The organism is Nitrospira sp. M1, assembly GCF_965152605.1.
Map to the genome: position 1 here is coordinate 3925503 of NZ_OZ224217.1, position 15263 is coordinate 3940765.

At 48.5% G+C, this 15263-nt stretch carries 11 protein-coding genes; 5 read left to right on the top strand and 6 right to left on the bottom strand.

Annotation, left to right across the window (positions count from 1 at the left end):
• Positions 1 to 117: 117 nt before the first annotated feature.
• The 3 genes from rpiA to ACWHX8_RS17630 form a co-directional block, all read right to left on the bottom strand.
• Positions 118 to 831 (bottom strand): ribose-5-phosphate isomerase RpiA, encoded by a 714-nt coding sequence (gene rpiA / locus ACWHX8_RS17620; RefSeq protein WP_447969442.1) that lies wholly within the window; start codon positions 829 to 831, stop codon positions 118 to 120.
• Entirely contained in the window at positions 831 to 1910 is a 1080-nt protein-coding gene (glk, locus tag ACWHX8_RS17625; RefSeq protein WP_447969443.1) for a glucokinase, read from the bottom strand. The genes rpiA and glk overlap by 1 nt, the downstream gene beginning before the upstream one ends.
• A 261-nt stretch (positions 1911 to 2171) precedes the next feature.
• On the bottom strand, positions 2172 to 2690 hold the full coding sequence (locus ACWHX8_RS17630; protein WP_447969444.1) for an MEKHLA domain-containing protein: 519 nt from the start codon (positions 2688 to 2690) through the stop codon (positions 2172 to 2174).
• A gap of 459 nt (positions 2691 to 3149) precedes the next feature.
• Here ACWHX8_RS17630 and ACWHX8_RS17635 point away from each other — a divergent pair, with 459 nt between their 5' ends.
• Complete coding sequence (locus ACWHX8_RS17635; protein ID WP_447969445.1) at positions 3150 to 3713, top strand: Uma2 family endonuclease; 564 nt, start codon at positions 3150 to 3152, stop codon at positions 3711 to 3713.
• A gap of 481 nt (positions 3714 to 4194) precedes the next feature.
• On the opposite strand, the gene ACWHX8_RS17640 is transcribed toward ACWHX8_RS17635, so the two are convergent.
• The 3 genes from ACWHX8_RS17640 to ACWHX8_RS17650 form a co-directional block, all read right to left on the bottom strand.
• Positions 4195 to 4710: a shikimate kinase gene (locus ACWHX8_RS17640; RefSeq protein ID WP_447969446.1), complete on the bottom strand. Its 516-nt coding sequence runs from the start codon at positions 4708 to 4710 to the stop codon at positions 4195 to 4197.
• Positions 4707 to 5564: a shikimate dehydrogenase gene (locus tag ACWHX8_RS17645; RefSeq protein ID WP_447969447.1), complete on the bottom strand. Its 858-nt coding sequence runs from the start codon at positions 5562 to 5564 to the stop codon at positions 4707 to 4709. Before ACWHX8_RS17645 ends, ACWHX8_RS17640 begins: the two co-directional genes overlap by 4 nt.
• 816 nt (positions 5565 to 6380) lie before the next feature.
• Positions 6381 to 7700, bottom strand: a complete 1320-nt coding sequence (locus tag ACWHX8_RS17650; RefSeq protein ID WP_447969448.1) for an OmpP1/FadL family transporter — start codon at positions 7698 to 7700, stop codon at positions 6381 to 6383.
• Between the two features lie 299 nt (positions 7701 to 7999).
• On the opposite strand from ACWHX8_RS17650, the gene ACWHX8_RS17655 reads away from it, so the two are divergent.
• The 4 genes from ACWHX8_RS17655 to ACWHX8_RS17670 all read left to right on the top strand — a co-directional run bounded on the left by ACWHX8_RS17655 (position 8000) and on the right by ACWHX8_RS17670 (position 15218).
• Positions 8000 to 8398, top strand: a complete 399-nt coding sequence (locus tag ACWHX8_RS17655; protein WP_447969449.1) for a VOC family protein — start codon at positions 8000 to 8002, stop codon at positions 8396 to 8398.
• Positions 8399 to 8421: 23 nt separating this feature from the next.
• The gene (gene uvrC / locus ACWHX8_RS17660) at positions 8422 to 10170 is read left to right on the top strand and encodes an excinuclease ABC subunit UvrC (protein WP_447969450.1); all 1749 of its coding nucleotides are present in this window, start codon (positions 8422 to 8424) and stop codon (positions 10168 to 10170) included.
• Positions 10171 to 10214: 44 nt separating this feature from the next.
• Complete coding sequence (locus ACWHX8_RS17665; protein ID WP_447969451.1) at positions 10215 to 10532, top strand: hypothetical protein; 318 nt, start codon at positions 10215 to 10217, stop codon at positions 10530 to 10532.
• Positions 10533 to 10811: 279 nt separating this feature from the next.
• Entirely contained in the window at positions 10812 to 15218 is a 4407-nt protein-coding gene (locus ACWHX8_RS17670; RefSeq protein ID WP_447969452.1) for a response regulator, read from the top strand.
• Positions 15219 to 15263 lie beyond the last annotated feature (45 nt).

Below are 15263 nucleotides of genomic sequence, written 5' to 3' on the forward strand. Positions count from 1 at the left end.
TTGTGCATTATTATTTTAGTGATTTGTACGTAGACACGAAGAGTGCCACTTCCTGGTTTTGTCCATCTTCACAGAACAGAATTCTCATCATTGGAAATGAAGAGGAGAGGAAGCGTGCTACACTCGAGAAGGGTGACGGTGCACAACCGCACCTTGAGGCGACCCGACAATCAGGATAGATGTCATACCAACAAACAATCCACTCTCAACAACCCCAGGAATTTCATTCAACTGTTGGGCAAGCCTCGATGGATTGGCAATCGCAGTTCCTTGTAAATCCAGAACGTAGTTATGATTATCGGTTACAAAGGCATGGCCATTTCGCTCTCGACGCGTGGCTTGATAGCCCAATTGCTCAATCGTTCTGACCGTACTCGGCCATCCAAACGGAATCACTTCTACGGGGAGAAGAAATGAGTCACCCAATGACGACACCAGCTTGTCTTCATCAACAATCACCACAAACTGTTTCGCATTGGCGGCAATAATCTTTTCACGCAGCAAGGCGCCTCCGCCACCTTTAATCAGATTCAAGTGCGGATCAACTTCATCCGCACCATCAATAGCCACATCAATATTCCAACAATCTTCGTCTTGCAAAATTGGAATATGCAGTTGTCTGGCTAAGGTTGCGGTCTCCTCAGAAGTCGGCACTCCTTGTATGCGTAGTCCTGCCTGTACTCGTGGGGCAAGAGCCTGGAGAAGATATTTCACCGTGGAACCCGTCCCTAATCCCACCGTCTGACCATCTTGAATATAGTCAAGCGACTTTTCCGCAGCAATTTTTTTCAATGAATGTGAGGAGTGTAGTGAATCCGATTCGGCAGACATTAGTTCGTTGTACTGTGAGACAGTTCTGCGGCCATAGATGCAGCTCCAAGAAGAGCGGCCTGTGGATTGAGAATAACCTGGACAGGAATCGTCGACAACAACCGTTTATACCGCCCCTTGGCGAGAAACGATTTCATAAAGCCTCCATCGCTCAGTAATGGAAGTATTTTGGGCGCAATGCCACCTCCCAAATAGACCCCTCCGTATGACAAGGTGTTTAATGCCATATTGGACGCTTGCGCTCCATAAATGGAGATGAAAAGATTCAACGCTTCTACGCAAATTTCCGGTTTTCCGGCCAAAGCCGCATCCGTAATCAGAGTCGATGGGTCGCCGGTGGGTAAGGTTTCGGCAAACCAGGTAGGCTCATTTTTATTGGTGTCCCGGAGAAACTGATAGAGGGTGTGTAACCCAGGCCCGGACAAGACTCGTTCATAACTGACATGCAGGTAACTACTCCGAAGGTAACGAAGCAATTCGATTTCCCGATCACTATTCGGGGCAAAATCGGCATGACCTCCTTCAGATGGACACACATGATAGCGGGTTCCATCCCAGAATAATGTGGCCTCTCCCAACCCTGTCCCGGCAGCAAGCAGCGTGCGGGTCCCGGATTTTTGGGGAGGAACCGACGGCGTCAAGGATTCCACCTCATCAGGCCGTAAGACTAAAAGTCCGTGAGCCGTCGCTTCGAGGTCGTTGACAAGTCGAACATCTTTCACTTCAAGAAAATCGGCTAAGGTTTCGCCTTTGATGACCCAGGGCAAATTGGTGGTTTTGCAGGTATTATTGATCACAGGCCCTGGGACCCCAAAACAGGCCGAGGTCAACGAGGCTCGTATTTCCGCTGAGGACAATTGAGAAGTTGCAGAAGACTCATCGGAGCCTTCATCTTCTTCATCTGAATCTGAAGAAGGTGGAGAATCCTCCGCTTCAAGAAATTCTGTGATGATCTCTTCTAGCGACTCATAATCCTGACTCCAAAACGAGTCTTCGCGAAGCGGCTCAACCCGTGAGTCTTTCCAGTCAAATATCGCTAACAGGGTTTTGGTTCCCCCAATGTCCCCGGCAAGAATCATAAATACCTACTTACTAAAATGAAAAGATCGCGCTCGTCCTGATTAGGAGAAAACGCAAAGATGATAACCACCATAGCGGATACCTAGGCAGAGGCGCAAGAATCACCCGTTGTTCGTCGCTTGTATCTTGGGGAACGTTGCTCGTATCTCGTGAAGCGTATCTCGTTCCAAAGCAACTAGAACACTCTTCCCACGCTTCACGAACGACGAGATACGAGCGACAAACAACGAAATACGTCTTGTTCTTTTACGAGATACGATTCACGAACGACGAGCAACGTTTAAATATGACCATTGTGAAAAGGTCGCCGCTTGCCCATGCTTCACACATCGACCATCCACAACATTCCACACAATCGCGTCTTCCACCAAAAATCGTTTCCCGGTCTTTGAAATCCGCACTCCTCGGTAATCATCTATGTAGCCGTGAGATTCTGCCCGTTGTAACATTTCTGCACGTTCGGCTCGGTTGATTGGCTCCGCAGTCAATCGAGATGGGGTTTGTACAAGCTGCTCCCAGTCCATCTCCCAGAGTATCAGAGCCGCACAATTCCCATAGTTCAAAATGGGATCATCTTCTAGGCCATGAGAAACCACAATCAATGAACTCTTAAATAATCGCTCTGCTTGCTCCCTAAACGTCCCAGAACGATCAATTAACTCTTTCGCCACCCAATGTCGATAGCTGCTCAAAAGAAGCTGTGTCCACTCAACTACATGTGGCTGTTGCCAAAGCGCTCCTTCTGACGATTCTAGAGAACCCTGTGAATTGTCGATCATTTCAACCCATTATATATGTTTATAGCGAATCCAAATACGTTCCAGCTGAAGTCGATCAACTATAGCGAATCCAGATATACATCAGTATGCTTGGACACGGTCGTTGAGTGACCTAGTTGCACTTAATGGATAATCGTTGTTGTGATCGTTCTGGCTACGCATATCTCCATTACAGGTGTCCAAGTAAAGACTTTCAACGCGGTGTCAAAACCTTCAAGGGTTCGGAAGTTCAGTGAATCGGCTATAGCCCCGCGCGATTACTCACTTCAAGCATATGGAAGTTATTTGAAACGGCTATAACCCATTAAACTTGCTTAACTCACGTACGCGTAAGAGAGGGCCATAGGAAAAATTCAGAACGCTCCTGACGCATAATCATTGCCAATCACCGTACAGTATTTTATGCTGATGTGAGAAGAACGTTCTAAGAATTCCCATATTCTTGGAAAGACAGTCAGCATGCCGACGACAGCAAGCAGTCACAAATTCACGTATAAAGACTATCTGGGCTTCCCGGATGATGGGAACCGTCATGAACTCATCCATGGAGAACACTACGAGACACCAGCCCCACTGACCAAACACCAACGAATTTCCTCAAATCTCCTCGCTCATATTCATCATCACTGCCAACAGAACAATGCAGGGCTCGTACTGGCCGCTCCTACGGATGTCGTGTTTTCAGAGGCAGACGTCGTGCAACCTGATTTGGTGTTCATCGCCAATGCCCGACAACGCATCGTCACACGAGAGAATATACAAGGGGCTCCGGACTTCATTGTCGAGATTCTCTCCGATTCAACCAGACGGCGAGATGAGCGGACGAAACGAACATTATATGAACGACATCAAGTTACGGAATATTGGATCATTGATCCGGAGCTCGAGACCGTAAAAATCTTTCGTCTGAAAGAGAGTCGTTATGTGATGGCCGAAGAAACTACCACCGAACAGCCTAAGACAAGCCTCTCAACTCCCCTCCTTCCAGGACTTTCCATCACTCTTTCGGACGTTTTTTCGTAAAGAAGGCCGTGTCTCCTCTTCTATGCTCACAGCTTGATGGTACAAAAGAAACTTTATCCCTTCCCAATCTCCCATTCATGAAAAATCATCCATACAATACTTTCTTTTTCTTTATTTTCAGAAAAACTTCCATTCGTCTTCTTATGCCTACCATGTGAAAAAGAGACATGCAAAGTCTGAGAGACCAACGGCATTCATCGTTTGTTGGAAAATGGAGATTATTCAAAACTTGGATCCGGCCTATAATTACCAATGCCTCCATCTTTTCTTATGCTAGCAATTGTGCTGCCAAAAGATGGATTATATTTTCGCGCTTCTTCCAAGGACACTATAGGAACGAGGATTGTCTGCTTATGTTTACCTTCACATGCTTCATTCGATTGGCTCACTAGTGTAATTATTTTTCTATACGAAATATCACATTGAACAATGTTCATATTAAAGAAATCCGCTACAGATTAGGCAATGATGAGCGTAGCGGTCAACGACACGAGTCCGGAAGAAGGGAATACATAGATTCGACGATTTGGTCAGGGGAGGAATGATCGGTGGGAATGATGTGGTCGGCGGCAGCTTGGTATTTGGGCGTTCGGTCGGTCAAGATTTCTTCAATTTCTTCGACAAAGGTTTTGGTTCCCGATAAAGACGGACGCTGAGTGTCTCCGCCAATTCGTGACACGATGGTCGGAACTTCTGCCGTCAGCCAAAAGGTCACGCTGTTCGTTTTGAGCGCAGCAACGTTTTCCTCTCTCAAGATCGCTCCTCCACCCGTATCAATCACGAGGTGATCCTGGGAACCCAAGGCCTGACACACAGTTGTTTCTAATTGCCGAAAATGATCCCACCCAAACTTTTCGACGATTTCAGGAATCGGTGACTGAGCCGTTGCGATGACTTCAGCATCCGTTGAGACAACGTTTCGACCTAATTTTTTCCCCAGTAATGTGGCCACGGTGCTCTTCCCCGTCCCTCTATATCCAATAAGCACGATATTCATCGAAAATGTTCCTCAAGAATCGCTCGCATAACATCGACCGGCGCGGACTCTCCGGTCCATCGTTCGAATTGACCCACAGCTTGATTCACAAACATCTCAACACCACGAATCGTCCGACAACCTGCCTCGCGAGCTTCGCGCAGGAGCTGCGTTTCCAGCGGATTATAGACAATGTCCATGACGGTCAGGTCTGGTTTCAACAGAGACTTCTCCACACAACTGGTGTCGACATGCGGATGCATGCCAATCGGCGTACAATGAATGAGCACGTGAGAATCAACGATGCTTGATGCAAGTGATTCCTGATTGAGAGGGGCCTCTGCAACAGCAACAGCGGTTCGTTCACGCAGATCCTTGGCCAAGGAAGCCCGTTCAGTCTCATCAATTCCCAGGATCGTGAGGTTTTCGATGTCCCCTTCAACCGCCAGTCCAAATGCAATGGCCCGTGCAGCCCCACCTGATCCAAGAAGCAATATTCTCTGTCCTTTGAGCTGAGCCCCACCCAGACGAAGAGCCTGCAGTGCTCCAGTTGCGTCAGTGTTATATCCAGTAAGTTTGTTTTCATCCTTGATTATCGTGTTGACTGATCCAATATGACGCGCCGTTGCGTCTACCTCATCTAAATATGGCATAACCGCAACTTTATGCGGAATAGTGACACTAAACCCTCGAAGATTCCCCAACGCTCGAATGCCCCGAATCGCGCCTTCAACATCATCCACGACCGGTAACGCCAAATAGACGAAATTGAGGCCGAGATGACGAAAGGCAGCATTATGGATAGCCGGAGATAACGAATGATGCACAGGATTGCCCAGCACACCGCACAATTGCGTCTCTGTCGTAATCGTCATCGTGACCTCTCCAATCTCACATATTTCTTCGTCAACATTACTCTTGAAAACACACGTCGTACAGACGGAGTCTATTGGAACGGCTATAACTGAATCGGCTAGAGAGTTATCACATACTCATGAGGAAAAACTCAACTCATGAAGAACGACAAAGAGCAAGGAACGTATACCGTTGAACCAAAAAATGGAAGAAGAACCCAAGGCAGGCTAATAAAAAACCGGGGAGGAGCCATGTCCTCCCCGGTAAGGTTATGAAGAACTGACCTCTCGAATTATCGAGAAGCTTTTTTGCGAGTCGAAGATTTCTTCGCACGCACGGCGGCTTTTTTCACTGGCTTTTTCTTGACGACTTTGGCCATGAGCTCACCCCCTTTCCTTAAAAAAATCTTATCGGAAGTTATCGGATTACCTTGATGATTCCTAAAGTCTTTTTTCTAGGAAGAGCCTGTTAATGGCCGGAGAGATGTTGAAGATGAATGCGTATGAATGGAAAGTTTAGCCAGAGGAATAGCTGAAGTGGTGCCACAGCATCCGTAAAACGTCCGATTCAGCTATAGCCGTTCCAGTTATGCCGAATCAGTTAAATGTCGACCTACTGAATTCTGATTGACCCTTCGTTATTGAACCGTCAATCGTATGAAGGGCATCCAGGCGGGCATAACTTTCTTCTACGTTAACGTTAGAGCGGAGTTAGCTATGTACATGATGTACATTCGGCTGGAAGTTATTTGGTTTCCCTATAGAAGCAGAACCCTGCAGATCGCGTCTAACCCTATACGATGTTTTCAGGAAATGAGGAATGATTCGAGACAGGAGTTAGAAATTCAACCGTAGCGTGAGGACACCAACATGAATGGTGGTGTCCCACTCACCGTTGATTAATGCCCCATTGATGTTATTACTCACGCCGCGTTTTTGATACAACAACACCTGGTATGCCAAATCTACACCAATCGCCTTTACACCAAACCCATCACACTTCACCATGCCAAGAAAAAATCCGCCGGAGTGGCAGGAAAATCCAAGACCAACCGATGGGGCACTATAGGCAGAATCAGGCACACCTGGTTCGAAGCTAGAACTGGGGATTGGGCTTTCTGTATACACATATCCAGCCCGAGCCGCCACCTCCCAGTCTGGAAGCAGGCTGGGTTGAAGCCACACATACTCCGTCCCAATCATAAAGACAAATGCATCATCATAGTCACGCACGAATGGGACTGTCGTTCCACTGGAAAGATTCAAGTTGAGGTTTTTGAAGTCACTCCAATCCTCATACTCAACGTCAACTTCCACTTTCCATTCATGAAATTCGTCACGCACCGGCCACACCGCAATAGCACCAGAGAAAATATTGGGAAGTTCAATTGTGGTCGACGCATCCGCCACTCGTGCCCCATTCGCTAAAAATTTGCCATTAAAATTGAGATCTGCGCCACTATGATAGACAAAGGCGACATTTACGAGAGGTTTCCCTTGGTTATTTCGGTATGGCGTCCACAAGACACTGGCGTTGTACCCCAAGGCCGTATCGGTTCCATTGGCTTCAAGCGACGTGCCAGCAGGAAGACCAAACGCATTACCCGCAGCAGCTGTTTGCTGGAATTGCGCCTGCCCCTCACCAATAAAACTGGCAAAGGTATAAATGTCCAAGCCTGCACCGAACGAAAGAGACTCATTAAACTTCCACGCCACGGTGGGCTTGATATCTATGAGAGGCAATTCAACGTTGTAGGAAACCGGAGCGACTTGGCTATCTTTTGGATATTCGACGCTAATCCCAAATGGCGTCGTAACTCCCAATCCCACCGTCCAATCCTTCAATGACTCATTGGTCAAATACCCAAGGTTTGCAGTGAGATAGAGATGACTCGGCGGAGGATGGGCTACGGTACCACCAAACGTCCCCTTCACCTTTGTTCCATTGGCACTGTTAAAGTTAGTGTTGGCTCCGGCCAAGACCGTTCCGCCAGAAAACTGAACGCCTTCTAACTGTGTCATGCCTGCCGGATTGAAATGAATGGCCGATGGATCATCCGCTTGCGCGGCAAAGGCTGTTCCCTGTCCAGTTGCAGACGCACTTTGGTCTAACACGCGAAAGGCTCCACCGTAGGCTATCTCGTGGAAGGCCGACACAGAAACACACATAACGAGGAATTGCACAACAAAAGAGCTTGAAAGAAATTTAAGGAATTGCAAAGATACCCCCTAGTGGCAGGTGGTTCGGCCTCGCCTATATTGTTTGGAAGCGAGGCGCAGTGTACGGGAAATACCCTATTGATAGCAATATTATGTGAACGAACAGAGCCTCAGAATCGAACAGTCCACAATGCTATCGTAAGTGCCATAGCACATGATAGTGTCAGCAGGACTTTCTTGTTGGAATCCGTGAGATCAAGTACAATTTGGCATCGATCTTTAGAGGGCAAAAGCTCGTGAACATCACAAAATTACTCCATACTCGGATGCGGGTCAGCAATATGGAACAGACAATCGCCTTTTATCGTGACATCTTGGGCCTTGAGGTTGTTGAACAAAAGGTGTCGCCTCGCGGCTCACATCTTGCTTTCCTCTCTACACCAAACAGCGAAGAGCTGATTGAATTGTGTAGTTTTCCGGCAAGCGGTCACGTCTCGGTCCAAGAGGACCTTGTCCACCTCGCGTTTCAAGTCGACAACCTGGACGATACGATCAAAGAGCTACAGAACAAACAGGTACCAATCACCGATGGCCCAACGACCTCATCATCAGGAAGCCGTTTTATTTTTATCGATGCCCCTGATGGTTACGAAGTTGAATTGATTGAGCGCCCGCCCGGCGTTGCCGTCGTCTAGCCAAGCCGTTCCTTTGGTATTACATGAACAATACCTCACACTCCGGCCCAAAGCAATCAGGCACGGCATCACCAGACTTCAAGAGCCAACTCCGTGGTCTTCCCAATAGACCTGGAGTGTACATATTCAAAAACGCTCATGGGGATATTCTCTACATCGGAAAGGCAGCCATCCTCGCCGATCGCGTTCGTTCGTACTTTCAGAACGGAGCCGACCTCACGCCCAAAACGCTCGTGCTGACGTCACTCATTCATGACCTGGAAACCATCGTCACGCAATCTGAATTAGAAGCCTTACTCCTCGAAAGTAACCTCATCAAACGCCATCGCCCCCAGTTTAACGTCGTGTTGCGCGACGACAAACAATACCCGTACCTTCGATTTCCCATCAAAGAAGATTTTCCCCGACTCTCGATTGTGCGAAGGGTCAAAAAGGATAACGCCTTGTATTTTGGCCCATATGTCCCAACTGGAGCTATGCGCGAAACGATCAAAATCATACGCAAGGTCTTTCCGCTCGCAACATGTACCATTGACATTGATGGCACGGCTGACCGAGCCTGCTTAGAATTTGAAATCAAACGATGCATGGCCCCCTGCACTGGCAACCAAAGCAAGCAAGACTACCATCGCATCGTCAAACAGGTCCGAATGTTTTTAGAAGGCCGAGATCGGGAACTGGTCGACTCACTCCGCAACGACATGAATGCGGCAGCCGATCGTGAAGAATTTGAGGAAGCCGCTCGTTTACGTGATCGCATCGCCAAAATTGAAAGGACGTTGCAAAAACAACGGATTACACAAATTGACTCAGTTGATCAAGATGTCATTGGCGTAGCCCGAGCAGGCTCATCCGTGGATCTTCAAATGCTCTTTGTCCGCGGTGGTCTCTTGATCGGCCGCAAAGATTTCTACTGGAGTGATGCGAATGACATCGCTGACCATGAACTGATCCGATCGACGATTGAACAATTTTACAATAAAGATTTGTTGCCTCCCAAGGAACTCTTAGTGTCGACGGATGTTCCTGGCAAAGAATTGCTCACGCTCTGGCTCAGTGAAAAAAAAGGTGAAAAGGTGAGGATTCTTGTGCCGGAACGTGGCGCGAAAGCTCACTTACTAAAGTTAGCTCAAGACAATGCAGCCGTTACCCTGGATCATCACTTGCAAAAATATCACCGAGAGCGAGAGGCACGCCGTGCCTTACAACAACTCCTTCACTTACCTCAGCCACCCTATCGCATCGAAGGGTTTGACATTTCCAACACGATGGGCTCGCAATCTGTGGCATCAATGGTCGTCTGGGAAAATGGACAGATGAAAAAGTCTGATTACCGGAGGTTTAAAATCAAAACCGTCGAGGGTGCAGACGACTTTGCCAGCATGGAGGAAATCATTTTTCGACGATATGGAGGCACCGTAGCAACAGATGAACGGAAAGCCCTCCCGTTTCCAGATGTCATACTCATTGATGGCGGCCTCGGACAATTAGGAGCCGCTATCAAAGCAATCAAAAAACTTGACGTCCCTCCCATGTCGCTATTTGGGTTGGCAAAAGCCAAGGGCGAAAAAGAAGAGCGCATCTATCTTCCTGGGCAACAGACCCCCATCGTCCTTCCACCACAATCCCACGTCAGCCAACTCGTCCAGCTCATTCGAGACGAAGCACACCGCTTTGCCCTCCGCTACCACCGTCAGCTCCGCAGCAAAGCCGTGATTCCCATTCAACCGGGCCGACGCCCAAGTCGCCAACGCAGAACAACTCCATCATGACCGCGCACTAACGCTTCATCATCGACAACGATACCGAAGAACACATGAATCATCACCGCACTATTTTGACTTGGATTGCAAGCTTCATCATGGCCATGCTGGCCGTCACCCTCGTCATTCAACTCGTCGATGAAGCCGGCCCTCCTGTTGTATTAGATCCCGACCACAAACTCGAAATCCCTCCCCCGCCAACATCCATGTACAAAATTGGAAAAGAATTTCTGGAGCAATCTTCCACACAAGAACAGCCGCTAGTCGAGACGTCAACACAAGAACCAGCCTCGCCCCTTACACCTTCACCCAACGAACAACAACAATCACCAATAGACACCGAAATACCACACGCGACGACAGAAAACTGAACGCAAGAGCCTCTCCGCCCCTATCCAACCGCCGACATCCCTGAGACGAATGACATTAACTCTTTCCTCCCGTCCCCCCTCCATCAACGCAATCGCATTCATTCCATCAAAGACTTCAAGGATTGACGAAACATCCCCGAAAAAGGAAAGGAATCTCTCGCTACATTGAAGAGTCTGGTCAAACGGTCCTCTTGAACCATGTATAGGAATGCTTCAAATAAACAACCGTGACCATATGCAGGTTTTCGTACTTCCACCCATTATGCCTTGCAACATGCCATGACTGATCGTCACTCCCATACTGCACAAGACACCATCCTCGATCATGTGCCAAACGGAATCTGTATCGTTCGGCAAGACTGGACGGTAACATGTTGGAATACGGTGCTGAGCGACTGGACAGGCTATTCAAAAACTCTGGTTGAAGGGCGAACGCTCGGCGAAACGTTCCCGCATTTCACGAGCGCATACTACCGTTCTCGCCTACAACCATTATTTTCCGGACATGATTCGGTCATGTTCACATCACAAGATCATGCGCAATTGTTTCCGGCACTGCTCCCCGAAGGCACACCTCGCATCCAACACACGATGGCTCAAGCTATTCGCTCACCCCAAAACGACTCATGGCATATCATGTTTGTGGTGCAAGATGTCACGGCTCAAGAGGAAGCCGTTCAACGGTCAACTTACTGGCGTCAGCAGGCTAGCAAAGAAATGGAAAAACGGAAACATGCCACACGTAAGCTTCGGTCCTTATCCGAACGATATCGGTTAGCCACTGAAGCCGCGCGCATTGGGGTCTGGGAATGGGATATTCTCACGAATGCCCTCAAATGGAGTGACCAGATGTTTTCAGTCTTTGCAGTTGATAAGCATACTTTCACAGGGACATTCGACGATTGGGCTCGTACCGTCCACCCAGAAGATCTCCCCAATGCAACCAAGACGATTCAGCAGGCCTTACACGATAACAAGGGATTTCATACGGAATTTCGAATTATCTGGCCTGACAAGTCTATCCACGTGATCGAAGCCCATGGCCTAACCCAACATGATGAACAGGGCCATCCCTACCGTATGAGCGGAGTGAATTGGGATATCACGAAACAACAAGAAGTCCAGACGAACATGGAGGAGCGCACCAGACTGATCGAGCTCGAAAATACCCTCATCCAACAGCTCAGTCTCGAAGGTCGCTTAGAAGACATGCTGCAGGGATGTGCAAAGATTATCATGGAACAGCTTCATGTCACATCCGTACACATTTGGCTCATGAACGAATTGAACGACAGACTCGAACTCGTAGGCGACGCCAGACGCAATAGCCACAACCAGGATCCATCAAGTCACACTGCGCCTACCCCAGACTTGATACATCGAATTGCGTCCCTCGGTCAGTCATATGTCACACACGATGTCTCCGACGATCAGACAATTTCTGACTATGCATCGAGTATCGACGAAAATATTCTGACCTTCGCCGGACACCCCCTCTTCATCAACGATCAGGTGGTTGGTGTCCTAGCGCTTTATTCTTCCTCTGTACTCTCTCCGCTCCAGTCCCAAATGCTGGAACGCGTGACACGAAGTATCGCCTTGGGGATCACACGGAAGCAGGCAGAGGAAAAAGTCCGAGAGTTAAGCTACTCCAATGCCTCGATCCTGGCTTCAGCCGGAGAAGGCATCTACGGCCTGGACTTACAGGGAAATACCACGTTCGTCAATCCAGAAGGCGCGAGACTCTTAGGTTATGCACCTCACGAACTTATCGGCCAGCCCATGCATGCCACAATGCATCACACGAAACCTGATGGCTCTCCGTATTCATTCGATGCCTGCCCCATGCACAGAACGATCAAAGACGGAACAATCAATCGTATTGAAGATGAAGTGCTGTGGCGTAAAGATGGCACAAGCTTTCCAGTAGAATACACCAGCACACCAAGACGCAACGAAGAAGGCCACGTTATCGGGGCAGTCATTACATTTCGTGATATCAGTGAACGGAAAGCCTTTGAACATCGCATGACGGCCGAACACAATGTTGCGAGAGTGCTCACAGAAACGACATCACTAGAGGAAGCCGCACCGTCACTCCTCCAGGTCATCTGTGGCAGTCTTCGTTGGCAAGTCGGCGCATTCTGGAAACCCCACCCAGCATCATGTGAATTGACATGTTTCTGCATTTTTGAAGAAACGCCTGGTTCGCATCCACAGTTTATTCAAAAAACGCTCACCACCGTGTTCCCCATAGGAACTGGCTTGCCGGGACGAGTCGCACAATCAGGAACGCCCTACTGGATTCCGGATGTCACGACAGATGAGAATTTTCCTCGTCAATCCATGGCCAACAGGGAACACCTTCATGCCGCCTTTGCCTTCCCGATCTGTGTAAACAATCAGATTCATGGAGTGATGGAGTTTTTCTGTCAAACTCCGCTCATTCCCGATTCGCATTTACTCGCGATGATGGAGAATATGGGTCGGCACATCGGACAGTTTGCTGAACGCAAGGACGCAGAAGCGAAGGTTGCCCGCTGGACACAATTGCTGGAGCAACAAAACCACGAACTTGAAGTGGCCCGGGATGAAGCCCTTGCCGCGGCAAAAGCCAAAACAGACTTCCTGGCCACCATGAGCCATGAAATCCGGACTCCAATGAATGGCGTTATCGGCATGACTGGTCTGTTACTCGAAACGTCATTAAACGACGAGCAACGCGATTTAACGGAGACCGTCAAATACTCCAGCGAGATCCTCTTGAAAATCATTAACGACATTCTTGATTTTTCGAAAGTCGAAGAGGGAAAACTTGAACTTGAAACGATCAATTTTGATCTTCGGACTGCCGTTGAAGACGTGCTTGAAATCCTTGCAGAACCAGCTGCCAAGAAAGGCATCGAACTCGTCGCCCTCGTCTATGCCCACACGCCGACAGCACTCCAAGGCGACCCAGGCCGCATTCGGCAGGTCCTGATGAATCTCGTTGGGAATGCCATTAAATTTACCGAGACTGGCGAAATTGTCGTACAAGTCTCTGCCATCAAGAATCAAGGCCAGAGCGTCTCTGTTCGATTTACCATTACCGATACCGGCATTGGCATATCCAAAGAGGCGCAACGTCACCTCTTTCAATCCTTTAAGCAGGCAGATAGCTCCACCACCAGAAAGTATGGAGGGACCGGATTAGGCTTAGCCATCTGCAAAAAAATTATTACGTTAATGGGAGGTGACATTGGCGTGACGAGCACGGAAGGGCAAGGCAGTGAATTCTGGTTTACCATTCCATTACAACGGCAACCAACCAACGAACAGCATCCTCAAGCCCGCACAAATTTATACGGCGTTCATGCGTGTCTTGTCGAAAGTCATGAAACCGTTCGTTTCCTCATCCATCATTATGTCCAAAGTTGGAACATGTTGTGCACTGTTGCCGAGAATGGAGCAGAAGCTCTGGAACGCTTGCGCACGGCAGCCGCACAAAACAACCCTTGCGAATTGATCATCGTGGACCAGCAACTCACAGACATGAGTGGTGCCGACTTCGCACAACATGTGCAACACGACCCCGCGCTCGCCCAGAGTCGGTTAATTATGCTGTCGTCTCTTGGTCAACGAGGAGAAGCACGACGCGCCAAAGAAGACGGATTCATGGCGTATCTGACCAAGCCTGTGCGACAGGAACAATTGTACCGATGCCTCACTGCGGCAATGGGCTCACCCGCTCAACCTATCAAGGCAGACCATAACTTGATTACGCGATACACCTTAGAGGAAATGGAAAACCGTTCAAAAGTCCGCATCCTGCTCGCAGAAGATAATATCGTCAATCAAAAGGTTGCCAATAAAATGCTCGCAAAATTGGGATATCGCGTTGATGTCGTCGTAAATGGGCATGAAGCTATTCAAGCTGCAACTCAGGTGACATATGACGTTATCCTCATGGACTGCCACATGCCAGAAATAGATGGATTTCAAGCCACTCGTGCAATACGCGCGCACGAACAGCAACAGTTACAAGTGAACAGTGAAAAACTACAAGAAAGCGAGAGCCTTTCTGATTTATCACCTCTCACTCCTCGCGTGCCCATTATTGCCTTGACGGCCAACGTATTTGAGGATGATCGCACTAAATGCCTTGAAGTCGGCATGGATGACTTTCTTGCTAAGCCGGTCTTGCTGGAAACATTAGAAAAAACCTTGCGTCGCTGGACAATTGAGAAACATCGGCAACCAACAGGAGAGACATCATCAGACGAATCAGACTTGAATGTCGTACCATCTTCCATATCCAACACAACAGGTCTCGGCGAACGTCCTCCATTGGACTTGCGCGTACTCAAAGACCTGCAATCCTTAGGAGGAGAAGAAGACCCTGACTTCTTCATATCGGTCATCGAACAATTTCTCCAAGATATCCCGCGTCATATGCATGGCATTCGTGAGGCCGTGCAATGCCAGAACCTCGACGGATTGATCACTGCAGCACATGCGTTCAAAGGGGGCTGTCGAAATATTGGAGCAATTCCGCTGGCTGACACTTGCCTTCGTCTTGAGCAATTAGGGCGAGCGGGAACCGTCGAAGGCGCATCAATATTACTCAACGATCTGAAGGCAGAAGAAGCTCGCATCCACGGTGCACTGCATCAATACCTGAAATACGTCATCTCTCATGGTAGATAACCGCACAATGCTCCTGATGCAAATACCGTCCTGGAGATTACAGAT

Bases quoted from the DNA above. Each gene is read 5' to 3' on its own strand.
- rpiA (WP_447969442.1), bottom strand. From the start codon at position 831: ATGTCTGCCGAATCGGATTCACTACACTCCTCACATTCATTGAAAAAA.
- glk (WP_447969443.1), bottom strand. From the start codon at position 1,910: ATGATTCTTGCCGGGGACATTGGGGGAACCAAAACCCTGTTAGCGATA.
- ACWHX8_RS17630 (WP_447969444.1), bottom strand. From the start codon at position 2,690: ATGATCGACAATTCACAGGGTTCTCTAGAATCGTCAGAAGGAGCGCTT.
- ACWHX8_RS17635 (WP_447969445.1), top strand. From the start codon at position 3,150: ATGCCGACGACAGCAAGCAGTCACAAATTCACGTATAAAGACTATCTG.
- ACWHX8_RS17640 (WP_447969446.1), bottom strand. From the start codon at position 4,710: ATGAATATCGTGCTTATTGGATATAGAGGGACGGGGAAGAGCACCGTG.
- ACWHX8_RS17645 (WP_447969447.1), bottom strand. From the start codon at position 5,564: ATGACGATTACGACAGAGACGCAATTGTGCGGTGTGCTGGGCAATCCT.
- uvrC (WP_447969450.1), top strand. From the start codon at position 8,422: ATGAACAATACCTCACACTCCGGCCCAAAGCAATCAGGCACGGCATCA.
- ACWHX8_RS17665 (WP_447969451.1), top strand. From the start codon at position 10,215: ATGAATCATCACCGCACTATTTTGACTTGGATTGCAAGCTTCATCATG.
- ACWHX8_RS17670 (WP_447969452.1), top strand. From the start codon at position 10,812: ATGACTGATCGTCACTCCCATACTGCACAAGACACCATCCTCGATCAT.